Origin of the sequence: Achromobacter deleyi, assembly GCF_016127315.1 — a bacterium.
Classification (GTDB): Bacteria; Pseudomonadota; Gammaproteobacteria; order Burkholderiales; family Burkholderiaceae_B; genus Achromobacter; species Achromobacter insuavis_A.
Genome location: NZ_CP065997.1, coordinates 5,622,758 through 5,644,805, shown reverse-complemented (window position 1 = coordinate 5,644,805; position 22,048 = coordinate 5,622,758). Strand labels below are relative to the sequence as shown.

The 22,048-nt window shown below is 68.6% G+C and carries 22 protein-coding genes; 16 read left to right on the top strand and 6 right to left on the bottom strand.

Annotated features, from left to right (window positions below; translation table 11 throughout):
- Complete coding sequence (locus tag I6I07_RS25330) at nucleotides 1-1,608, bottom strand: CHASE2 domain-containing protein (protein WP_198484197.1); 1,608 nt, start codon at nucleotides 1,606-1,608, stop codon at nucleotides 1-3.
- Nucleotides 1,609-1,866: 258 nt separating this feature from the next.
- Here I6I07_RS25330 and I6I07_RS25325 point away from each other — a divergent pair, with 258 nt between their 5' ends.
- The 7 genes from I6I07_RS25325 to I6I07_RS25295 all read left to right on the top strand — a co-directional run bounded on the left by I6I07_RS25325 (nucleotide 1,867) and on the right by I6I07_RS25295 (nucleotide 9,019).
- Complete coding sequence (locus tag I6I07_RS25325) at nucleotides 1,867-3,471, top strand: ABC-F family ATPase (RefSeq protein ID WP_006394691.1); 1,605 nt, start codon at nucleotides 1,867-1,869, stop codon at nucleotides 3,469-3,471.
- A gap of 120 nt (nucleotides 3,472-3,591) precedes the next feature.
- A complete protein-coding gene (locus I6I07_RS25320; RefSeq protein WP_035360339.1) occupies nucleotides 3,592-4,809 on the top strand; it encodes an MFS transporter in 1,218 nt (405 codons plus the stop codon).
- 112 nt (nucleotides 4,810-4,921) lie between these two features.
- Nucleotides 4,922-5,692 carry an ABC transporter ATP-binding protein gene (locus tag I6I07_RS25315; RefSeq protein ID WP_198484196.1) on the top strand — a complete coding sequence of 257 codons (771 nt, stop codon included), beginning with the start codon at nucleotides 4,922-4,924 and terminating at the stop codon, nucleotides 5,690-5,692.
- A 70-nt stretch (nucleotides 5,693-5,762) separates the two neighbouring features.
- Nucleotides 5,763-6,761, top strand: a complete 999-nt coding sequence (locus tag I6I07_RS25310) for an ABC transporter substrate-binding protein (protein WP_198484195.1) — start codon at nucleotides 5,763-5,765, stop codon at nucleotides 6,759-6,761.
- Nucleotides 6,758-7,531: an ABC transporter permease gene (locus I6I07_RS25305; protein WP_198484194.1), complete on the top strand. Its 774-nt coding sequence runs from the start codon at nucleotides 6,758-6,760 to the stop codon at nucleotides 7,529-7,531. The genes I6I07_RS25310 and I6I07_RS25305 overlap by 4 nt, the downstream gene beginning before the upstream one ends.
- A gap of 8 nt (nucleotides 7,532-7,539) precedes the next feature.
- Nucleotides 7,540-8,355, top strand: coding sequence for a transporter substrate-binding domain-containing protein (locus I6I07_RS25300; protein ID WP_198484193.1), 816 nt, complete (start codon nucleotides 7,540-7,542; stop codon nucleotides 8,353-8,355).
- Nucleotides 8,356-8,431: 76 nt separating this feature from the next.
- Nucleotides 8,432-9,019: an IMPACT family protein gene (locus tag I6I07_RS25295; RefSeq protein WP_006394696.1), complete on the top strand. Its 588-nt coding sequence runs from the start codon at nucleotides 8,432-8,434 to the stop codon at nucleotides 9,017-9,019.
- Between the two features lie 33 nt (nucleotides 9,020-9,052).
- Here I6I07_RS25295 and I6I07_RS25290 read toward each other — a convergent pair whose 3' ends face one another.
- Nucleotides 9,053-9,427: a thioredoxin family protein gene (locus tag I6I07_RS25290; RefSeq protein WP_006394697.1), complete on the bottom strand. Its 375-nt coding sequence runs from the start codon at nucleotides 9,425-9,427 to the stop codon at nucleotides 9,053-9,055.
- A gap of 200 nt (nucleotides 9,428-9,627) precedes the next feature.
- The gene (locus I6I07_RS25285; protein WP_198484192.1) at nucleotides 9,628-10,650 is read right to left on the bottom strand and encodes an LLM class flavin-dependent oxidoreductase; all 1,023 of its coding nucleotides are present in this window, start codon (nucleotides 10,648-10,650) and stop codon (nucleotides 9,628-9,630) included.
- 357 nt (nucleotides 10,651-11,007) lie between these two features.
- On the opposite strand from I6I07_RS25285, the gene I6I07_RS25280 reads away from it, so the two are divergent.
- The gene (locus I6I07_RS25280) at nucleotides 11,008-11,364 is read left to right on the top strand and encodes a VOC family protein (RefSeq protein WP_198484191.1); all 357 of its coding nucleotides are present in this window, start codon (nucleotides 11,008-11,010) and stop codon (nucleotides 11,362-11,364) included.
- 80 nt (nucleotides 11,365-11,444) lie between these two features.
- Here the strand turns inward: I6I07_RS25280 and I6I07_RS25275 are convergent, their stop codons facing one another.
- On the bottom strand, nucleotides 11,445-12,737 hold the full coding sequence (locus tag I6I07_RS25275) for an NCS2 family permease (RefSeq protein WP_198484190.1): 1,293 nt from the start codon (nucleotides 12,735-12,737) through the stop codon (nucleotides 11,445-11,447).
- A gap of 108 nt (nucleotides 12,738-12,845) precedes the next feature.
- On the opposite strand from I6I07_RS25275, the gene tsaD reads away from it, so the two are divergent.
- Nucleotides 12,846-13,877: a tRNA (adenosine(37)-N6)-threonylcarbamoyltransferase complex transferase subunit TsaD gene (gene tsaD / locus I6I07_RS25270; protein WP_198484189.1), complete on the top strand. Its 1,032-nt coding sequence runs from the start codon at nucleotides 12,846-12,848 to the stop codon at nucleotides 13,875-13,877.
- 78 nt (nucleotides 13,878-13,955) lie between these two features.
- Here the strand turns inward: tsaD and plsY are convergent, their stop codons facing one another.
- Nucleotides 13,956-14,594, bottom strand: a complete 639-nt coding sequence (gene plsY, locus I6I07_RS25265) for a glycerol-3-phosphate 1-O-acyltransferase PlsY (protein WP_198484188.1) — start codon at nucleotides 14,592-14,594, stop codon at nucleotides 13,956-13,958.
- A gap of 190 nt (nucleotides 14,595-14,784) precedes the next feature.
- Between plsY and surE the strand changes: the two genes are divergently transcribed.
- The 7 genes from surE to rlmD all read left to right on the top strand — a co-directional run bounded on the left by surE (nucleotide 14,785) and on the right by rlmD (nucleotide 21,552).
- The gene (gene surE, locus I6I07_RS25260; RefSeq protein ID WP_198484187.1) at nucleotides 14,785-15,543 is read left to right on the top strand and encodes a 5'/3'-nucleotidase SurE; all 759 of its coding nucleotides are present in this window, start codon (nucleotides 14,785-14,787) and stop codon (nucleotides 15,541-15,543) included.
- Nucleotides 15,528-16,352, top strand: a complete 825-nt coding sequence (locus I6I07_RS25255; protein ID WP_232625738.1) for a protein-L-isoaspartate(D-aspartate) O-methyltransferase — start codon at nucleotides 15,528-15,530, stop codon at nucleotides 16,350-16,352. The genes surE and I6I07_RS25255 overlap by 16 nt, the downstream gene beginning before the upstream one ends.
- A gap of 17 nt (nucleotides 16,353-16,369) precedes the next feature.
- The gene (locus tag I6I07_RS25250) at nucleotides 16,370-17,224 is read left to right on the top strand and encodes a peptidoglycan DD-metalloendopeptidase family protein (RefSeq protein ID WP_006394706.1); all 855 of its coding nucleotides are present in this window, start codon (nucleotides 16,370-16,372) and stop codon (nucleotides 17,222-17,224) included.
- Entirely contained in the window at nucleotides 17,221-18,000 is a 780-nt protein-coding gene (locus tag I6I07_RS25245) for a 3'-5' exonuclease (RefSeq protein ID WP_198484186.1), read from the top strand. The genes I6I07_RS25250 and I6I07_RS25245 overlap by 4 nt, the downstream gene beginning before the upstream one ends.
- Before the next feature lie 169 nt (nucleotides 18,001-18,169).
- On the top strand, nucleotides 18,170-18,778 hold the full coding sequence (locus tag I6I07_RS25240; protein WP_198484185.1) for a hypothetical protein: 609 nt from the start codon (nucleotides 18,170-18,172) through the stop codon (nucleotides 18,776-18,778).
- A gap of 351 nt (nucleotides 18,779-19,129) precedes the next feature.
- Nucleotides 19,130-19,882: a TorF family putative porin gene (locus I6I07_RS25235; protein ID WP_006394709.1), complete on the top strand. Its 753-nt coding sequence runs from the start codon at nucleotides 19,130-19,132 to the stop codon at nucleotides 19,880-19,882.
- A 164-nt stretch (nucleotides 19,883-20,046) separates the two neighbouring features.
- Nucleotides 20,047-21,552 (top strand): 23S rRNA (uracil(1939)-C(5))-methyltransferase RlmD, encoded by a 1,506-nt coding sequence (gene rlmD / locus I6I07_RS25230; protein WP_198484184.1) that lies wholly within the window; start codon nucleotides 20,047-20,049, stop codon nucleotides 21,550-21,552.
- A gap of 83 nt (nucleotides 21,553-21,635) precedes the next feature.
- Here rlmD and cueR read toward each other — a convergent pair whose 3' ends face one another.
- Nucleotides 21,636-22,028 (bottom strand): Cu(I)-responsive transcriptional regulator, encoded by a 393-nt coding sequence (gene cueR / locus I6I07_RS25225; RefSeq protein WP_006394711.1) that lies wholly within the window; start codon nucleotides 22,026-22,028, stop codon nucleotides 21,636-21,638.
- Nucleotides 22,029-22,048 lie beyond the last annotated feature (20 nt).

Below are 22,048 nucleotides of genomic sequence, written 5' to 3'. Positions count from 1 at the left end.
CTACTCCTGAGGTTTGGCGGAAGATTGCGGGGGCGCCGGTGGCGGCGTGGTCGCGTCCGCCTTGGGCTTGCCGCCGAGAAACTTGGTGACGGTGTCGGTCCAGCCGAGCCAGTGCGCGGCCAGCGCCATGACCGCCAGGTCGACAATGGGCAGGGTGCCGACGTCCACCCATTCCTGCGCGATCAGCACGATGTACATGACCACCAGCGAAGACAGCAGGATGGAGGCCGCTTTGCCCAGTGTCAGCGCCAGCGCGATCAGCAGCTTTTCCGCGACCTTGCGCGCCAGCCAGCGGCGGCAGGCGCGATCGGCGCAGATGGCGCGCAGCAGGCGCAGGCGCGTCAGCGGGCCGCGCGCGGCGCCCAGCGCGATCCACCGCGCGGGCCGCTGCGGCAGCATCTCGGTGCCCTCGGCCGGGGGCGTCGCCGCGGTCAGCCGCCATGATTTCGGCGGCACCAGCCAGCGTCTGGTCCAGCCATTGATTTCGCGCAGTTGCACGGCCAGCCACTGGGCCAGCCAGTGCAGGAGGTGCGCCGCCATGACGATGGGGATGCCCAGCAGCCACAGGATGTTGGGTGGCCAGATTTCCCATTCCAGCGCGCGCTTGTAGTGGTCCCGGTAGGTCAGCAGGTTGTCCAGCGCCATGGCGTGCATGAAGACCCCGGGGATCACGTCGTGCACGGGCGACAGCACAGTGTCGTTAAAGCCGCTCAACGCCGCGCCGATCATGACGTAGCGGTCCGTGAGCAGGTCCTCCAGGCGGGCCTGGTCGGTATCGGCGGCGCGCAGTTCGGACAAGGTCAGCGTGCGGGTGTAGGGGCAGATCGGCTTGCTCGCCTCGGGGCCGTACAGCAGCCTGCGCACGTAACCCGGCAGCATTTCGGGATAGCCGCCGCGCGCCAGGCGGCAGTCGGGCGAGAAAGGCCGCTGGCCCAGGTTGTCGACCCCCCAGGTCAGGGCCATGGCCTCTTCGCCCTTGAGCAGCGCGATGCCGGCCACGTCCTGCGCCATCGCCAGCGCGGCGCTGCGCGTGTCGCCGTCGGACCAGAGCGGATAACTCCACACCAGCCGGTCGACCTTGCTGGCCGAATAGCGCACGTCCACCAGGGTGAAGCAGGGCGGCTGGCCGGCCGGCGTGGCCAGGCCATCGCGCAGCCGCAGTCCGCCATCGTCGCCAGGCAGCGCGGCCAGGAACACCGGCACGCCGGCGTCCCGCAGCTCGCACAGGGCAGAGACCAGCTCCGGCAAGGTCGGGTCGTCCCGTTCGCGGCCGAAGGTGATGTCAAGGAAGATGGCGCGGGGCTTGTGGATCAGGCCGATATTGCGCAGCCAGCGGGCATGCGTGCGGTAGGGGACGGGCCAGGCGCCTTTTTGCGGATCGAGCGAATCGTCGTCGATCAGCACCACGGTGGTGTCGTTGCGATGCGCGGGGCTGTAATAGCCGCCCACCAGCCGCGCCTGCAGTCGGGCAATGGCGTAGGTCAGCAGATCCGAACTGGGCGTCAGCCGGGGCGTCGCCCACAACATGGTGATCGCGACCAGCGCGGCGACGATCAATGAGCGGAAATAGAACCTGGCGTTTCCGGGAGGCGGGGACGAATCTGTCACGGGACGGCGGCGAGGGGTTGAGTCAGCCTCCATGGCCCGGCGGGCAGGAAGCGCGCGTGTCGAGGCCGCAATGGTACCCGATTTAATACAAATTTTTACTTTAAGACAACAAATGGCACCTGGCGCGAGCCCGAGCGCCACGCCCGTGCGCTTGCCGGGCAAGCTCCGGACAGACGGGCTTGGTACACTATCGGGTTTCGCCGCATCCGCTTTGGCCGCTGCGCGACCTCAAACCAAGATTCCCCCCAAGACATCACCGTGATATCCACCGCCAATCTCACCATCCAGTTCGGTCCCAAGCCCCTTTTCGAGAACGTCAGCGTCAAGTTCGGGGAAGGCAACCGCTACGGGCTGATCGGGGCCAACGGGTCCGGCAAGTCGACGTTCATGAAGATCATCGGCGGCGACCTGGAGTCGTCGGCCGGCAACGTCTCGCTGGAGCCGGGCGTGCGCCTGGGCAAGCTGCGCCAGGACCAGTTCGCCTTCGAGGACCTGCGCGTGCTGGACGTGGTGATGATGGGCCACACCGAGATGTGGGGCGCGATGTCCGAGCGCGACGCGATCTACGCCAACCCGGAAGCGACCGAAGACGACTACATGCGCGCGGCCGACCTCGAGGCCAAGTTCGCCGAATATGACGGCTACACCGCCGAAGCCCGCGCCGGCGAGCTGCTGCTGGGCCTGGAAATCGCCGTCGACCAGCACAACCTGCCGATGCGCGAAGTGGCGCCGGGCTGGAAGCTGCGCGTGCTGCTGGCGCAGGCGCTGTTCTCGAACCCGGACGTGCTGCTGCTGGACGAACCGACCAACAACCTGGACATCAACACCATCCGCTGGCTGGAAAGCGTGCTCAACAGCTACCAGAGCACGATGATCATCATCAGCCACGATCGTCACTTCCTGAACCAGGTCTGCACCCACATGGCCGACCTGGACTATGGCGAGATCCGCATCTACCCGGGCAACTACGACGACTACATGCTGGCCTCGACCCAGGCTCGCGAGCGCCTGGTGGCCAACAACGCCAAGGCCAAGGAACGCGTCACCGAGCTGCAGGACTTCGTGCGCCGTTTCGCCGCCAACAAGTCCAAGTCGCGCCAGGCCACCTCGCGCCTCAAGCAGATCGACCGCATCAAGGCCGAGCAGGTCGTGGTCAAGCCCTCGTCGCGCCAGAACCCGTACATCCGCTTCGAGCAGAACAAGGTCATGCACCGCCTGGCGGTCACGGTCGAGAACCTGTCCAAGTCCTACGACGCGCCCGTGATCCGCAATTTCTCGGCCATGGTCGATGCCGGCGAGAAGATCGCCATCATCGGCGCCAACGGCGTCGGCAAGACCACCTTGCTGCGCCTCTTGGCCACCGACCTGGCGCCGGACGCCGGCAGCGTCAAGTGGTCGGAAAACGCCGACCTGGGCTACATGGCCCAGGACGTGTCGGATCAGTTCCTGCAGACCGACATCAACCTGCTCGACTGGATGGGCGACCATCGCCAGCCGGGTGACGACGACCAGTCGATCCGTTCGGTGCTGGGCCGCCTGCTGTTCTCGGCGGACGACCTGCCCAAGGCGCCCAAGGTGCTGTCCGGCGGCGAAAAGAACCGCATGACCTTCGGTCGCCTGATGCTGGGCCGGCACAACGTCATGCTGCTCGACGAGCCGACCAACCACCTGGACATGGAATCGATCGAATCGCTGCAGTTCGCGCTGGAAAAGTACGAAGGCACGCTGGTGTTCGTCTCGCACGACCGCGAATTCGTCTCCGGCCTGGCCACCCGCGTGATCGAGATCCTGCCCTCGGGCGAGATCGTCGACTACCGCGGCGGCTACGAAGACTACCTGTCCTCGCGCGGCATCGAGGCCTGATTCTCCGGGGCCTCGGCCTCGCGCCCTGGCGGTTGGCTGGACGTTCAGCCAGCCGCAATCCTGCTGGGCTATCATCCGGGTAAACCCTGGCCCGTTGCGCCAGGTTCCACCCTGTCAGCCATGCCTCCCACACCTCATACCACGCCCGATGGCCAGCCCATCGGGACGTTCGCGTTGACCTCGCGCATCGTCGCGATCGCGTTTTTCACCTTCATCTGTTATCTGGCCATCGGCCTGCCGCTGGCGGTGCTGCCGGGCTACGTGCACGGCCAGCTCGGCTACGGCTCGGTGCTGGCCGGGCTGGCCATCAGCGTCCAGTACGTGGCGACGCTGCTGAGCCGCTCGCACGCCGGCCGCATGGCCGACACCGTCGGGCCGAAGCAGACCGTGGTGATCGGCATGGCGGCCTGCGCCGCCAGCGGCGTGTTCCTGCTGCTGGCCTATGCCTTTGAGCGCAGCGCCTGGCTCAGCCTGGGCGCCATCATCGTCAGCCGGCTGGCGCTGGGCTTCGGCGAAAGCTGGGTCGGCACCGGCTCGGCCACCTGGGCCATCGCCCGGGTCGGCCCGCTGCACACGGCGCGGGTGATCTCCTGGAACGGCATCTGCACCTACGGCGGCCTGGCGCTGGGCGCGCCGCTGGGCGTCTACCTGGAAACCGAATGGAGCATGGGCGCGCTGGGCGGCGCGGTGCTGCTGCTGGGCCTGGCCGGCCTGGGCCTGGCGCTGGCGCGGGCGGCGGTGGCCATCGTCGGCGGCCATCGCATGGCCTTCAAGAGCGTGGTGCTGCGGGTGTTTCCGCACGGCATGGCGCTGGGGCTGGGCTCGGTTGGCTTCGGCACGCTGGCGGCCTTCGTGGCGCTGTACTACGCCAGCTTCTCGTGGGAGGGCGCGGCGCACGCGCTCAGCGCGTTCGGCTGCGCCTTCATCGGCGTGCGCCTGCTGTTCGCCGGCACCATCACGCGCTTTGGCGGCTTCAAGGTGGCGCAGGTGTCGTTCCTGGTGGAGGCGGCCGGCCTGGCGCTGCTGTGGCTGGCGCCCAATCCCACCGCGGCGCTGGTGGGCGCGGCCCTGACCGGCTGCGGCTTCGCCCTGGTGTTTCCGGCCATCGGCGTGGAAGCCGTGGCGCGCGTGCCGGCCGGCAGCCGCGGCGCCGCGCTGGGGGCGTATTCGGCCTTCCTGGACCTGGCGCTGGGCGCGACCGGCCCGGTGGCGGGCTATATCTCGGGCGGCTTCGGCTATCCGGCGATTTTCCTGGCGGCGGCGGTGGCGGTGCTGCTCGGCTTCCTGATCGCGATGGGCCTGCAACGGCACGCCAGCCGCGCGCAGGCCGCGGCCTGACGCGCTTTGTTTATAACCAAAAGTCTTAAGAACATTCGATATTGATCGTTTGGATTCATATAACGAATTGTTAGATTAGGCCCGTTCCCCACGCGCGCCCACGATTCGTTCCATGAACCTGACCTTCGACCACGTCCACAAGCACTTCGGCGACCTGCCGGTCGTCGACGGCTTCACCAGCGAATTCAAGACCGGCGAGCTGGTCGCGCTGGTCGGCCCGTCGGGCTGCGGCAAGTCGACCCTGCTGCACCTGGCCGCCGGCCTGGAAAAGCCGACGCAAGGGCAGGTGCTGGCCGATGGCAAGGCCGTGGCCGGCCCGCATCCCAGCCGCACGCTGGTGTTCCAGGAACACGCGCTGTATCCGTGGCTGACGCTGGAAGACAACGTGGCGCTGGCGCTGGAATTCCAGAAGACCCCGAAGAAACGCGCCCGCGAGGCGGCGCGCCAGTGGCTGGCGCGCGTCAGCCTGGCCGGCTTCGAACACTATTACCCGCACCAGGTGTCCGGCGGCATGCGCCAGCGCGCGGCATTGGCCCGCGCCTTCATCGCGCAGCCGCAGACCATGCTGATGGATGAGCCGTTCGGCGCGCTCGACGCGCTGACGCGCCTGGCGCTGCAGGACGTGCTGCGCCAGCTGATCGCGCAGGAAAAGCCCACCGTGCTGCTGGTGACCCACGACGTCGACGAGGCGCTGTTCCTGGCCGACCGCATCGTGGTGTTCAGCCCGCGCCCGGCGCGGGTGCTGCGCGAATTCAACCTGGCGCACCGCGCCAAGAGCCACGACCTGTCCGACCTGGCCGCCGAGAAGCGCGAGATCCTGCGCCTGCTGGGCATCGCCGTGGACGGTTCGGCGGCCCACGCCGACCTGGCGCTGGCGGCCTGATTCTTCGATTTTCCGGTTCACGGACGGCGCCGCCGGCGCCGGCCATCCTCGATTCCCTGGAGTTTTCCCGATGAAATTCAAGCAATGGCTGTCCCTGCCGCTGGCCGCGGCGTTCCTGGCCGCGGCGCCCGCCATGGCCGCCGAGAAATTCCGCGTCGGCTACCTGCGCGTGATGGACGACGCGCAGGCCATCGTGGCGCAGGAAGGCGGCTTCTACAAGAAGGCCGGCCTGGATTCCGAGCTGATCGAGTTCAAGTCGGGCACCGACCTGATCAAGGCCATCGTCGGCGGCCAGCTGGATATCGGCGTGCTGGGCTTCACCAACGCCGTGGCCTGGGCCTCCAAGGGCGCGGACCTGAAGGTGGTGGGCGGCGCGCAGCAGGGCTACCACTCGCTGATCGTGCGCGATGATTCGGGCATCAAGGACATCGCCGGCCTGAAGGGCAAGACGCTGGCCTCGCAGGCCGAAGGCAGCACCGCCGACGTGGTGCTCAAGGGCGTGGTGCTCAAGCAGGGCAACCTGGCCGCCGACGACGTCAACGTGATGGGCGTGAGCCCGGCGGTGGCGGTGCAGTCACTGGTGGGCAAGCGCGTCGACGCGGCCTTCCTGTTCGAACCGTATGACCGCATCGCCCAGCTGGTGGCGCCGGTCAAGCAGATCTACGAAGTGGGCCAGGCCTGGCCGTTCCCGTGCATGGTGGTGATCACCTCGGGCGAGACGCTGGCCAAGCGCAAGGACGACGTCTGGAAGGCGCTGGACGCGCAGAACCAGGCCATCGCGCTGCTGCAGAAGGAGCCCGCCCAGGCCTCCAAGCTGATCGCCTCGTACTTCATCGCCGAGCCCACGCTCAAGACCCTGAACCGCGGCGAACTGCCGCGCGAGACCGTCATCGCCGAAGCCATCAAAACGCAGGTGTTCACGCCCAAGCTGACCGAAAAGGACACCAAGCGCATGCAGGAAATCGCCGACATCCTGCAGGCCCAGGGCTCGCTCAAGACGCGCGACGGCAAGCCGTACGACGTCTCCAGCATCGTCGACCTGTCCTGGCAAGAGGCTCGCAAGCTTTGAGCGCATCGACCCGTGTGACCGGCGCCCGCAAGCATCTGGCGGGCGTGCTGGGTGTCCTGTTCATCCTGGCGCTGTGGCAGGCGGCGGCGTTCGCCTTGCCCGACTTCCTGATGCCGGGCGTGCCCGCCGTGCTCGAGCGCCTGTTCGAGGACCTGGGCAAGCAGTCTTTCCACCAGAGCCTGCTGGGCACGCTGGGCCGCCTGGGCGCGGGCTACGGCCTGGCGCTGGCGGCGGGCATCGGCTTCGGGCTGGTCGCGGCCATGCTGTTCTTCTTCCGCGAAGTGCTGCGCAGCGCCATCGTCATCCTGCAGTCGATTCCGTCGATCGCCTGGGTGCCGCTGTTCCTGATCGTGATGGGTTTCGGCAGCACGCCGATCATCGTGGTGGTGGCGCTGTCGGCGTTCTTCCCGGCCGCGCTGAGCGTGATGAACGCCACCGAGTCGGTGCAGCGCGTGCACGTGTCGGCGGCCCGCGTGATGGGCGCCACGCCCTGGGGCCTGGTCAAGCGCGTGTACCTGCCGGCCGTCATGCCCGAGCTGATCACCGGCGCCCAGCTGGCGTTCGGCAACGCCTGGCGCGCGCTGATCTCGGCCGAGATGCTGATCGGCTTCGGCAAGGGCCTGGGCCGTTCGCTGGCCTATTCGGGCGAGATCGCCGACATGACCGGCGTGATGACCAACATCCTGGTCATCGCGGTGCTGGCCGCGCTGATCGACCAGTTCGTGCTCGAGAACCTCAAGCACCGGCTGCTGCGCTACCAATACGTGTGAGGCCCATGATGCGGCGCGGACTTCGTCTCCTGGCCTGCGTGGCGGCGCTGCTGTCCGCGGCAAGCGCCGCGGCGCCGGCCGACGGCCTGGCGGCCGCGCGCCAGCGCGGCGAGCTGGTGGTGGGCGTGCCATATTTGGCGCCCGCGCCGGTGGCCGGCGCCAAGATCCGCACCCCGGAAGGGCTGGACCTTGCCATGGCCGAGAAGCTGGCCCAGGACCTGGGCCTGCCGTTCAGCCTGCGGCAGGTGGCGGCCGCCGACGCGGCGCGGCTGCTGGCCGCGGGCGAGGTCGACCTGGTGCTGGCCGACCGCGCGGCGCCGGCACAGGCGTTGGCGGGCGATGTGGCGGCGGTGGCCACCGGCTACGCCGCGCGTCCCAAGGCCGTGATTCGCAGCGATACCCGCATGCGCCAGGGCAGCGATGCCCGCGGCCACAGCGTCTGCATGGCCGAGGCCGCCGTCGGCGCGCAGGCGCTGGCCCGCGGCTGGGGCGCGGTGGTGCGCACCTACCGCGTGCCGTCGGACGCGCTGGTGGCGGTGCGCGAAGGCAGCTGCGACATCGGCCTGGTCGATGACGTGGTGTGGGAACCGTTGATGCGCTTTCCCGAATGGAAGAAGTTCTCGGCCACGCTGGGCGCCGATGGCGCCCGCCAGGAACGGGTGTGGCTGCTGCCGGCGGCCGACACGGCCACGCAGGCCTGGCTCGATGCGCGCATGCGCGAATGGGCGCGGGCCGGGGCCTGGAAGGCCCTGCCGGCCAAGTGGGCGCGCGACGTGGCCTTCGACGTCTACCTGGACCAGGAAGTCGCCGACTGCCACGGCTGACGGGCGCGGCGCAAGATCCGTCCGCATTGGCCGCGCGGGCCGCCAAGGCGCGGTCCGGCCCTTACAATGCCGGGCTATGACCACCACCTTGACCGCCGTCTGCTCGCACGAGGAAGACATCAAGAAAAGCCGTTTCGCCGCGTATGCCGCGCCCGTCGCCAGCATTGACGAGGCCATGGCGTTCTTCGCGGCGCACAGCGACCCCGAGGCCACCCACAACTGCTGGGCCTACCGCATTGGCCAGGAATATCGTTTCAATGACGATGGCGAGCCTGGCGGCACCGCCGGACGCCCGATCCTGCAGGCGATCGAAGGGCAGGGCATGGACCGCGTAGCGGTGCTGGTGGTGCGCTGGTTCGGGGGCGTCAAGCTGGGCGCCGGCGGGCTGGTGCGGGCCTATGGCGGCTGCGCCGCCAACTGCCTGCGCAACGGCCCGCGCACCGAGATCGTGGACCTGGCCACGGTGGCGTGCGCCTGCGGCTTCGCCGAACTGCCGCTATTGAAGTCGCGGCTGGCGCAGGCCGGCGCGGTGATCGTGCAGGAGGATTTCGGCGCCGACGGCGTGGCCTTGCGCTTCACGGTGCCGCGCGGCGCGGTGGCCGACCTGGAGATGACGGCGGCCAACATCACGCGCGGCCGCTCGGCCTGGGAACAATTGGCGTGACATGCGACAAGGGCCCGGCGGGGCCCTTGTGCATCACGCGTCCTGGCTGTCCTGGGCCGCGGCGATTTCCTGGTGGACCTTTTCCATGTCCACTTCCTTGATCTTGGCGAGCAGCTCATTGAGCTGGCCGCCCGACAAGGCGCCCGGTTGCGAGAACAGCAGGACCTTTTCGCGGAACACCATCAGCGTGGGAATCGAGCGGATGCCCAGCGCGCCGGCCAGTTCCTGCTCGACGTCGGTGTTGACCTTGGCGAACGTGACGTCCGGGTGCTCGGTGGCGGCCTGCTCGAAGACCGGGGCGAAACCACGGCACGGGCCACACCAGGGCGCCCAGAAGTCCACGATCAAGGTGCCGTCCGGCGTGATGGCTTCCTGGAAAGTGTCTTTGGTCAGTTCAACAATACTCATTTTGGATCCTTGCCGCTGGCGCGGCGCAAAAAGTCGGAATCAGCGGCGCGGGGGAGACATGCCCCGCGCCGGGTGAGGCGACGCGGTAGGGCCGGTCCTGCCAGTCCATAGTAGAGCGGGGACCGGCCACGTCGCAATGGTTGGCGCTGTGGCGAGCGCAGTCTGCGGGGCTTGCGGGGTTGGCGGCGGGGCCGCCGGCCTCACGCCGCGGTTGTTGTGGGCACGCCGTCGCCCTGCTTGAGCGCGGCGACGATCTCGAAGGAGCGCAGGCGATCGGCGATATCGAAGAAATCGGACACGATCATGACTTCGTCGGCTTCCGTCTCGGCCACCAGGGCCTCCAGGCGGCGCTTGACGGTCTCGGGGCCGCCCACGATGGCCGCGCCCAGGCGCTGGTTGACGGCCTCGCGTTCCCACTCGTTCCAGAGCCCGTCCATGCTGTCGACCGGCGGCTGCAATTGCAGGCGGTTGCCGCGCACCAGCGACAGGAACTTGAGCTGCTGCGTGGTGGCCTGGCGCTGGGCTTGCTCGTCGGTCGCGGCCGCGATCACCGGCACGCCGATCATGGCGTAGGGGCGGGCCAGCGTCTCCGACGGCTTGAACAGGTGGCGATACAGGCGCATTGCCGCCATGCCCTCGGGCGAGAAGTGGCCGGCGAACGAGAACGGCAGGCCCAGTTCGGCCGCCAGCCGCGCGCTGAAGTCGCTCGAGCCCAGCAGCCAGATGGGGATGTCCAGGCCTTCGCCGGGAATCGCGCGCACCGGCTGGCCGGGACGCGAGGGCGCGAGAAAGCCGCGCAGTTCCTCGACCAGCGCCGGGAATTCGAGGCCGCTGCGCGGACCGCGGCGCAGCGCATGCTGGGTGGCGCCGTCGCTGCCGGGCGCGCGGCCCAGGCCCAGGTCGATGCGGCCGGGGTACAGGGTTTCGAGCGTGCCGAACTGCTCGGCGATGATCAGCGGCGCATGGTTGGGCAGCATCACGCCGCCCGAGCCGACGCGCAGCGTCGAGGTGTGCCCGGCGATGTGGCCGATCAGCACCGCCGTGGCGCTGCTGGCCACGCCGTTGATGTTGTGGTGCTCGGCCAGCCAGAAGCGCTTGTAGCCCAGGCGCTCGACGTGCTGCGCCACCGCCACGCTGTTGCGGAAGGCATCGGCGGCGTCGCGGCCTTGCACGATCGGCGCCAGGTCCAGCACCGAGAAGGGGATGCGGGCGAGGGGGCTCATGCGCGGCGCTCGACGGGACGGCGGGGACAGGACGAATGCGGGGTGTGACGAGACAAGGTCGGCTCCATAGTCTTATATACATGGGGAGTGTATCGGCGAATTCAACCGTCTCCGACAGCAACCATGAGGGCCGGCGGGTTGATAGCGGACCTCAATGACGGCGATTGGCCGGACGGCCCGCGAACCCCTGGCAGCCGTACCGGTATAGTGATCATTCCGGCCGCGCCGGTGGCGCCGCTGCACCCTTATTTCCTGTGCGCCTGGCGCGCGGCGAGCGGTGTTTGGCCGTTTCGTTCAAGACGCGGCCATGCGAATCGGGGATGATGCGGTTTTCTTCGATATCCGCGGGAGACACGCATGGGCGCCACCGGCAACAACCACCAGATCGACAACATCGAGTTCAACGTCGCCGACATCGCGCGCAGCAAGCGCTTCTATGGCGACGCATTCGGCTGGTCGTTCACCGACTACGGGCCGACCTACACCGAATTCACCGATGGCCGCCTCAAGGGCGGCTTCACCACCGGCGAGCCGGTGCGCCCGGGCGGGCCGCTGGTGATCCTGTACGCCGACGACCTGGCCGACGCCCAGCGCCGCGTGAGCGCGGCGGGCGGCCGCATCAGTCGCGAGGCCTTCGATTTCCCCGGCGGCAGCCGCTTCCATTTCACTGACCTGGACGGCTACGAGCTGGCGGTCTGGACCGCCGCGGCCTGACGGCGGCGCGGCGATGAAAAAAACCGCCGCCTTCCGGATCGGAAGCGCGGCGGTTTCGCGGGAATGCGCGCCTTGTGGCGTTATTCCGGGAAGAACGCGAAGCGGATCACGAACAGGATCGCCACCAGCCAGGTGGCCGGATGCACGTCGCGCACGCGGCCCGTGGCGGTCTTGAGCACCACGTAGCTGATGAAGCCGAAGGCGATGCCGTTGGCGATGGAATAGGTGAACGGCATCACCAGCGCGGTCAGCGCGGCCGGGGTGGCTTCGCAGACGTCGTTCCAGTCGATGTCGATCAGCTCGCGCATCATCAGGCCGGCCACGTAGAGCAGGGCGGGCGCGGTGGCGTAGGCGGGCACGGCGCCGGCCAGCGGCGAAATGAACAGCGCGGCCAGGAACAGCAGAGCCACGACCAGCGCGGTCAGGCCGGTGCGGCCGCCGGCCTGCACGCCCGAGGCGCTTTCGACGTAGGCGGTGGTGCTGCTGGTGCCCAGCATCGAGCCGGCCACGATCGCGGTGCTGTCGGCGAACAGGGCGCGGCCCAGGCGGTTGGGGCGGTTCTCCGGCATCAGGCCGGCGCGCTTGGCCACGCCTACCAACGTGCCGGTGGCGTCGAACACCTCGACCAGCACGAACACCAGGATGACGTGCACGAAGCCGGTGTGCAGCGCGCCCAGGATGTCCATCTTGAACAGCGTCGGCGCCAGGCTCGGCGGGGCCGCGAACACGCCCTTGAATTCGTTGTAGCCCAGGGCCATCGACAGCACCGTGACCACCAGGATGCCGATCAGGATGGCGCCGCGCACGCGCAGCGCGTCCAGCGAGGCGATGATGAAGAAGCCCAGGATGGCGAACAGCGGCCCCGGCGCGGTCAGGTTGCCCAGCGTGACCTTGGTGGCCGGATGCGCCACCACGATGCCGGCGCTCGACAGCGCGATAATGGCCAGGAACAGGCCGATACCGGCGGCGATGGCGCTGCGCAGCGAATGCGGGATGCCCTTGACCAGCCAGACGCGGATGCCCGAGATGGTCAGGATCAGGAAGATCACGCCCGAGATGAACACGGCGCCCAGCGCCTGTTCCCAGGTGTAGCCCATGGTCTTGACCACGGTGAAGGCGAAGAAGGCGTTCAGCCCCATGCCCGGCGCCATGCCGATCGGCCAGTTGGCGATCAGCGCCATCACCAGCGAGCCCAGCGCGGCGGCCAGGCAGGTGGCGACGAACACGGCGTTGCGGTCCATGCCGGTGGACGACAGGATGTCCGGGTTCACGAAGATGATGTACGACATGGTCAGGAATGTCGTCAGGCCGGCCACGATCTCGGTTCTCGCGGTCGTGCCGTGTTCACGCAGGTTGAATAGCTTCTCCAGCATTCTTATCCCCAGGGTGCTAGCAGGCTCGGTTTGTCGGGAGGGGGCTTGGCCGCCCTCGGTCATTTTGTAAACGGGCGTATTTTCGCATCAGTTGTAAACTCTGCCGCCATGATTATTCTCGGCTTTGAAAGCTCCTGCGACGAAACGGGCGTCGCAGCCGTCTGTACGGAACGCGGCCTGCTCGCGCACGCCCTGCATACCCAGATCGCCATGCACCAGGAATATGGGGGCGTGGTGCCCGAACTCGCCTCGCGCGACCATATCCGGCGCGTGGTGCCGTTGACCCGCCAGGTGCTGCAGGAGGCCGGCCTGGACATGGCCGACATCGGCGCGGTGGCCTACACCGCCGGACCCGGCCTGGCCGGCGCGCTGCTGGTGGGCGCCAGCGTGGCGCAGTCGTTTGCCTGGTCGCGCCATCTGCCCGCCATTGCCATCCATCACCTGGAAGGCCACCTGCTGTCGCCCATGCTGGCCGATCCGCGGCCCGAGTTTCCGTTCGTGGCGCTGCTGGTGTCCGGCGGCCACACGCAGTTGATGCGGGTCGACGGGGTGGGACGCTACGAATTGCTGGGCGAGACCCTGGACGACGCCGCCGGCGAAGCCTTCGACAAGTCCGCCAAGCTGATGGGCCTGGGCTATCCCGGCGGTCCGGCGCTGGCGCGCCTGGCCACGCAGGGCGACGCCACGCGTTTCGAGCTGCCGCGCCCGATGCTGCACAGCGGCGACCTGGATTTCAGCTTCAGCGGCCTGAAGACCGCCGTGCTGACCCGCGTCAAGGCGGCCGAGCAGGACGGCGGCCTGGATGAACAGACCCGCGCCGACCTGGCGGCGGCGACCCAGGCCGCGATCGTCGACGTGCTGGCCGCCAAGTCGATCCGCGCCCTCAAGCAGACCGGCCTGCGCCGCCTGGTGGTGGCCGGCGGGGTCGGCGCCAACCAGTTGCTGCGCGCCAAGCTGGCCGCCGCGCTCAAGCCCTTGAAGGCCCAGGCTTATTTCCCGCCGCTGTCGTTGTGCACCGACAATGGCGCCATGATCGCCTTCGCGGCCGCCGAGCGGGTCAAGGCGGGGCTGGTGACGCTGGACCCGGACGCCCACGGCTTCACCGTGCGGCCGCGCTGGGACCTGGCCGATATCGCCTGAAACGGGCAATGAAAAAGGGGCCGTGGCCCCTTTTTTCGTCCTGCCTCGCGGCGCCCACGCGGGCCCGCGGTGCGCCGATCATTTTTTCTTGCCGCCGATGCGGCTCTCGGTGCCCTGCACCAGGCGCGCGATGTTGGCGCGGTGGCGGTAGAACAGCAGCATGCCGATGATGGCCAGGGCGACGCCCATGGCCGGCTGGGCATGCCAGGCCAGGCCCGAGCCGAACACGTAGTAGACCGGGGCGAAGAACGCCGCCACCAGCGAGGCCAGCGACGAGTAGCGGAAGAACACCGCGATGATGAGCCAGGTGGCCGCCGTGGCGACGGCCAGCCAGGGCTGGATGGCGACCAGCACGCCGAGCGCGGTGGCCACGCCCTTGCCGCCCTTGAAACCCAGGAAAATCGGATACAGATGGCCCAGGAAGGCCGCCACGGCCACCGCGGCCAGCGGGCCGGGGGCAATGCCGGGGGCCAGCTTGACCGCCAGCCAGACGGCGAACCAGCCCTTGGCGGCGTCGCCCAGCAGGGTCAGGGCGGCGGCGGTCTTGTTGCCGGTGCGCAGCACGTTGGTGGCGCCGGGGTTCTTCGAGCCGTAGCTGCGGGGGTCCTGCAGTCCCATGAGTTTGCTGACCACCACGGCGAACGGCACGGAGCCGATCAGGTAGGCCAGCAGGATGAGCGCCGCGGTGAACGCCAGGGACGGTTCGGTGATCGCCATGTTCTAAGGGGGTCCGTTGTTATCTTGCAATTGTCTCGATGGCTGCGGATTCTACCCCGGTCGCCGGCCGGCCCGGGTACGGGTTAGCGAGTGGGCGACGAGCGACGGGTGGCGACGGACATGCCGGCGCCTTCCGCGGACGGTACAATCCAGCCGGTCCACCCGCGTTTTATTTTCTTTCGGATGCACAATGCGAATTCTGGTTTCGAACGATGATGGTTATTCGGCCCCTGGCCTGGAGGCGCTGGTCAAGGCGCTGGAAGGCCTGGGCGATCTGACCGTCGTCGCGCCCGAGACCAACCACAGCGGCGCGTCCAACTCCCTGACGCTGAACCGCCCGCTGTCGGTGCGCACCGCCTCCAACGGCTTCATCGCCGTCAACGGCACGCCCTCCGACTGCGTCCACGTCGCCCTGACCGGCCTGATGGACGCGCGTCCCGACCTGGTGGTGTCCGGCATCAACAACGGCGCCAACATGGGCGACGACACGCTCTATTCAGGCACCGTGGCCGCCGCCAGCGAGGGCTACCTGTTTGGCATCCCGGCCATCGCCTTCTCGCTGGCCGAGAAGGGCTGGGAGCACATCGACTCCGCCGCCCGCGCCGCGCGCCTGGTGGTCGAACGCCACCTGGCGCAGCCGCTGGCCGCGCCGGTCCTGCTGAACGTCAACATTCCCAGCCGCCGCTTCGACGACATGCATGGCTTCCAGGTCACCCGCCTGGGCAAGCGCCATCCGTCGCAGCCGGTGGTGCGTACCACCACGCCCTACGGCGACACGGTCTACTGGATCGGGCCGGTGGGGCAGGCCGCCGATGCCACGCCGGGCACGGACTTCCACGCGGTGGCGCAGGGCAGGGTGTCGGTCACGCCGCTGCGCCTGGATCTGACCCAACATAGCCAGCTCGACGAAATCCGGACCTGGGCGGAGCCGCTATGCGCCGACGCATAAGCCAGCCGGACGTCTCCCAGGCCGTGCCCGGACGGCCCAGTCCGGTGCGCTACGACTCCGGCCGGCTCAGCCCCGGCGTCACGCCGGCCAACAGCAACACCCGCATTTCGGCCGCCACCCTGCAAAGCCAGGCCAAGGCGCCGGCGCCGGCGGCCGGCGGCAACCTGGGACTCAATTCCGATCGCCTGCGCCAGGCCATGGTGCAGCGCCTGCGCGGGCAGGGCGTCAGCGACGAGCGCGTGCTCAACGCCATGGCCGCGGTGCCGCGCCACCTGTTCGTCGACGAGGCGCTGGCCAGCCGCGCCTATGAAGACGCGGCGCTGCCCATCGGCCATTCCCAGACCATCTCGCAACCGTGGGTGGTGGCGCGCATGATTGCCGCCATCTGCGAAGACCGCACGCCGACGCGTGTGCTGGAAGTGGGCGCCGGTTGCGGCTACCAGGCCGCGGTGCTGGCGCAGTTCGTGCGCGAGGTCCATTCCATCGAGCGCATCCGCGGCCTCTACGAGCTGGCGCGCGAGCATTTGCGCGCCTTGCGGCTGACCACGCGGATCCGCTTGATCTACGGCGACGGCATGCTGGGCCTGCCCGGCGTGGCGCCGTTCGATGCTATCGTTGTGGCTGCCGCCGGCCTGACCATCCCGCAAGCGCTGCTGCAGCAGCTGGCGCCGGGTGGACGCCTGATCGCTCCCGAAGGGGGCTCGAACCAGCGCCTGGTGCTGATCGAACGCACGGGCGCGGCCAGCTGGAAACGAACTGAATTAGAGGCCGTGCGCTTTGTGCCGCTGCGTGCCGGAATACAATCTTGAGCAAACAGGAGAAACGTATGCTCAACGGGCAGTTGCAACTGACCGATATGACCCTCGGCGTGTCCATGACGCGCCTGCGCCGCCCGCTTTTCGTGGCTGGCGTCCTCAGCCTGGCCATCCTGGCCGGCTGCGCATCCAAAGGCACGCGCGCGCCGGTCGTCGACCTGGCCGGCGGGCAACCGGCCGCCACCGCCCAGCCGGGCGGCAGCTACGTCGTCAAGCCGGGTGACACGCTCTACAAGATCGCTCGCGCCAACAACGTCGATGTCGAGAACGTCAAGCGCTGGAACAACCTCAGCGATCCCAACCAGATTTCGGTCGGGCAGGTGTTGAAAATGTCCGGTTCGTCGGGCGGCGCCGCGCAACCCGCGCCCATCGCCAGCAGCAAGTCGCAGCCGCGTCCGCTGGACCAGCCCAACGATACGTCGGCCACCGCCACGGCATCGCTGCCGCCGCCCACGCCGACGCCGGCCGAGAACAAGCCTGTCACCCGCGCCGCCGATGCCGGCGTGATCAACTGGGCCTGGCCGGCGGGCGGCCAGATCATGCAGGGCTTCAACAACAACAGCAAGGGCATCGACATCGCCGGCGCGCTGGGCGACCCGGTCAACGCCGCGGCGGATGGCAAGGTCATGTACAGCGGCAACGGCGTGCGCGGCCTGGGCAACCTGATCATCGTCAACCACCAGAACGGCTTCATCACGGCGTACGCGCATAACCGCACGCTGCTCGTGAAGACCGGCCAGGACGTCAAGCGCGGCGCCAAGATCGCCGAAATCGGCCAGAGCGACACCACCTCGCCGCGCCTGCATTTCGAGATCCGCCGCCAGGGCACCCCCGTGGATCCGATGCAGTACCTGCCCGCCAAATGACGCCCACCCTGGTATTCGACCTCGAGACCATTCCCGACGCGGACGGCCTGCGCAAGCTCAACGGCTGGAGCGCCGACGTCCCCGACGCCGAAGTGGTCGAGCGCGCGCTGACCGCGCGCCGCGAGGCCGTGGGCCACGACTTCCTGCCGCTGCACCTGCACAAGGTCGCGGTGGTGGGCTGCGTGTTCCGCGACGACCAGGGCTTTCGCGTCAAGACGCTGGGCCAGCCCGACGATCCCGAAGCCGCCTTGCTGGCCGGTTTCTTCAAGACCATCGAGCGCTACACGCCCAAGCTGGTCAGCTGGAACGGGTCGGGCTTCGACCTGCCGGTGCTGCACTACCGCAGCCTGATCCACGGCGTGCCCGCGCCGCGCTATTGGGACATGGGCGAGGAAGACCGCGATTTCAAGTTCAACAACTACATCTCGCGCTATCACTCCCGCCACACCGACCTGATGGACCTGCTGGCCAAGTACAACGGCCGCGCCAACGCGCCGCTGGACGAACTGGCCAAGCTGTGCGGCTTCCCGGGCAAGCTCGGCATGGACGGCAGCAAGGTCTGGGAGGCCTGGAGCCAGGGCCGCGCCGACGAGGTCCGCGCCTATTGCGAGACCGACGTGGTCAACACCTGGCTGGTGTACTGCCGCTTCCGCTTCCTGCGCGGCGAAATCGACCGCACCGCCTATGACGCCGAAATCGCGCTGGTGCGCGACACGCTGGCGGCCAGCGACGCGGCGCACTGGAAGGAATACCTGGCGGCCTGGGACGCCAGCTGAACGCGGCGCGCAGCGCGCGCGACCTGCTTGACGGACGGGGCCCGCGAGGCCCCGTTTTCACGCCCGGCACAGGCGCAATCGACTGAAACATAGCTTGCGGGGACGAAACCCGGATGAAACCGGGCGGATCGCACAATGGCCTCGCTTTCTTCACTTTCAGGAGACCTACATGTCCCGATTCGCACTCCGCTCCAACCTGGCTGCCCTGGCCATGGTCGCCGCCACCGGCGGCTTGCTGGCTGGTCCCGTCATGGCGGCTGCGCCCGCCGACGGTGGTCCCGCCGCGATGCACGAAGGCCCCCGTGGCGGCTTCCACAAGGGCATGCGCGACGGCCTGTGGATCCCGGGCCTGGGCCCCGTATCCAAGGCACAGCTCGACCAGCTCAAGCTGGATGACAAGCAGCAGGCCCTGGTCAAGACCGCGCAGGACGGCCAACGCAGCCTGCACGAGGCCATGCGCGCTTCCGGCGGCCAGCGCCACGACCTGCTCAAGGCGCAACTGGACAGCGGCAAGCTGGACCCGCGCGCGCTGCTCGATCAGTCCGACAAGTCGCGTGACCAGTTCGGCACGCAGGCCAAGCAGGTCCGCGACCAGTGGCTGGCCGTGTGGGACAGCCTGAACGATGCCCAGCGCACCCAGGTGACCCAGATGCTCAAGGACCGCCAGGCCAAGATGCAGGAACGCCACGCCCGCATGGAAGGTCGCCACGGCAAGGGGCCCGCGACCGCACCGGGCGCCGTGCCTCCGCCGCCGCCGGCCGCGCCCGCCGCCAACTGACGCGCCTGGCGGACGGCCACGCCGTCCGCCGCCGGACTTCCCGCCCGTTGCGGGCGGACCCGGCCGACCCCGACCCGCCACGCGCGGGCCGGGGTTTTCTTTTGTCCGACGATCCTTCATGGGGCGCCAGCCCCATTTTGATGCGCCGCCGCCTGCGCGCGCGGCGTGGCGCACCGCCTTGGTGCGTCCGGCATGCCCATTCAGCGCCGCGCCAGCCCGTTGAGACGCAATTGAAACCTGGCACGGACCTTGCTTGAAGGGGAGGGAGCCGGCATCCGCCGTTGCAGGACCGGCCCGATGGATGCGCCCTCGCGCCTTCCTCCTCGTCAAATCCGATCAGGACATCGCACCATGAAGAAGACGTTGCTAGCCTTGCCCGTTGTGCTCGCCGCTTGTTTCATCGCAACGGCCCAGGCCGAACCGACCGACCTGGGCGGCGGTTTCTCGCTCAGCGGCAATGCCACCATCGCGAGCGACTACCGCTTCCGCGGCTATTCGCAGACCGATTTCCGGCCGGCGGCCCAGCTGGGCATCGACCTGACCCACAGTTCCGGGTTCTACCTGGGCAACTGGAACTCCAACGTATCCAATTTCGTCTTCACCGACGGCAACCTGGAAATGGACTTCTACGGCGGCTGGAAAGGCGACGTGGGCGGCGGCTTCACGCTCGATGCCGGCGTGCTGCACTACTACTATCCCGGCTCCAGCTCGCCCAAGGGCGGCAACTACAACAACACCGACCTGTACCTGGCCGCGACCTACGCCAACTACACCCTCAAGTATTCCTACACGCCCAGCGACTTCTTCAGCACGCCCGACAGCAAGGGCACCTGGTACCTGGACGGCACCGCCAACTTCGACCTGGGCGACGGCTGGGGCCTGGTGGGCCACCTCGGCTATCAGAAGCTCAAGAACCAGGTCAACATGGACGGCGATTCCATCGGCCACTACGTCGACTACAAGGTCGGCGTGACCAAGGACCTGAAGGGCTGGGTGCTGGGCCTGGCGGCGGTGGGCGCCACCAAGGACAACTGGCTGCCGACCAAGTACGGCCATCCGTCGGGCCGCCTGGGGGCGGTGTTCTCGGTGTCGCGTTCGTTCTGATATCCATCCGTGGCGGCGTCCTGACCGGCGCCGGCTTTGGGGGGGCTTGATGGAGACTGCCCGGCGGGCCGTCTCCGGCAAGCCCCCTTTTTTTCGTGCGCGGGCGGGCCACTGCCGATTCCTCATACAATCGCAGGTTGCGTGAATTTTCTGGACTGCGTGAGATGTCTGACGTTTTGAGTATCGAATCCCTGGACCTGGAAGCCCGGGGCATCGCCCGCCGCGACGGCAAGGTCGTGTTCGTGGAAGGCGCCTTGCCGGGCGAGCGGGTCACCGCCACGACCGTGCGCCGCAAGCCGTCCTACGAGATCGCGCGGGTCGAAACGGTGCTGCGTCCGTCCTCGCAGCGCGTCGAGCCGCGTTGCCCCCATTTCGGCGTCTGTGGCGGCTGTGCCATGCAGCACCTGGAGCCCAGCACCCAGGTGGCGATCAAGCAGCGCTCGCTCGAAGACACCTTCTGGCATGTCGGCAAGCTGCGTCCGGCGCGCGTGCTGGCGCCGCTGCACGGCCCGACCTGGGGCTACCGCTACCGCGCCCGCCTGTCGGTGCGCGTGGTGCCCAAGAAGGGCGGGGTGCTGGTGGGCTTTCACGAGCGCAAGAGCAGCTACGTGGCCGACATGCGCGAATGCCATGTGCTGCCGCGCCACGTCAGCGACCTGCTGATGCCCCTGCGCGCCATGATCGCGTCGATGTCCGCGCCCGACCGCCTGCCGCAGGTGGAGGTGTCGCTGGGCGACGGCGTGACCGCGCTGGTGCTGCGCCACCTGCTGCCGCTGACGGACAACGACATCGCCATCCTGCGCGCCTTCGCCGACAAGCACGACGTGCAATGGTGGCTGCAGCCCAAGGGCCCGGACACGGTCCATCCGCTGGTGCCCGAGCACCGCGACGCGCTGACCTACACCATGCCCGAGTTCGGCCTGCGCATGCCGTACCGGCCGACCGATTTCACCCAGGTCAACCACGCCATCAACCGCGCCATGGTATCGCGCGCGCTCAAGCTGCTGGAAGTGCAGCCGACCGATCGCGTGGCCGACCTGTTCTGTGGCCTGGGCAACTTCACGCTGCCGCTGGCCACGCAGGGCCGCGAGGCCGTGGGCGTGGAGGGCAGCAAGGCGCTGACCGACCGCGCCTACGAGGCCGCCGCGCGCCACGGGCTGGGCGACCGCACCCGCTTCGCCACGCTCAACCTGTTCGAGGTCGATGTCGAATGGCTGCGCGGCCTGGGTTTCTTCGACCGCATGCTGATCGACCCGCCGCGCGAAGGCGCGCACGCCGTCTCGCAGGCCCTGTCGCAGTTGACGCCCGAGGAACGGCCGCGCCGCATCGTCTACGTGTCCTGTAATCCGGCCACGCTGGCGCGCGACGCGTCGATCCTGGTGCACGAGGGCGGCTACCTGCTCAAGAGCGCCGGCGTGATCAACATGTTCCCGCACACCGGGCACGTCGAATCGATCGCGGTGTTCGAATCGCTGGACGCTGCCGGCGTGCTGGAAGTGCAGGAAAATGCCCGCCAGCGCGCGCTGCAGCAGGCCGCCGACGTCGCGGCCGCGCAAGCGGAGAAAGCGGCCGCCGCCGCCGAGAAGGCCGCCGCCAAGCAGGCGGCGACCGATGCCTATCATGCGCGGGTGGCCGCCGAGGCCGAGGCCGCGCCGCAAGGCCAGGCCTGACAAGATCAGGCTTTAGGCAGCCGGGCAGCGATGCCGTCCGGCCTGGCGCAAAAAAGGGCAAGCCGTTTGGCTTGCCCTTTCTCTTACTGGGTCCGCCCCAGGTTTTCCAGGATGGGGCAGTCGGGCCGGTCGTCGCCATGGCAGTTGTGCGCCAGGTGCTTGAGCGTGGCGGCCATGTCGCGCAGGGCGCAGGCCTTGCGCTCCAGTTCGGCCACGTGTTCCAGCGCGATGCGCTTGACGTCGGCGCTGGCGCGGCTGCGGTCGCGCCACAGCGCCAGCAGCTCGTTCATCTGTTCCACCGAGAAGCCCAGGTCGCGCGCGCGCCGCACGAAGCGCAGCGTGTGCAGATCGTGCTCGCTGTAGACGCGGTAGCCCGAGTCCTTGCGCAGCGCCGGGCCGATCAGGCCGATGCTCTCGTAGTAGCGGATCATCTTGGCCGAGATGCCGGATTCCTGTGCCGCTTGTCCGATGTTCATGTCGGTTCTCCTGGTGGGCC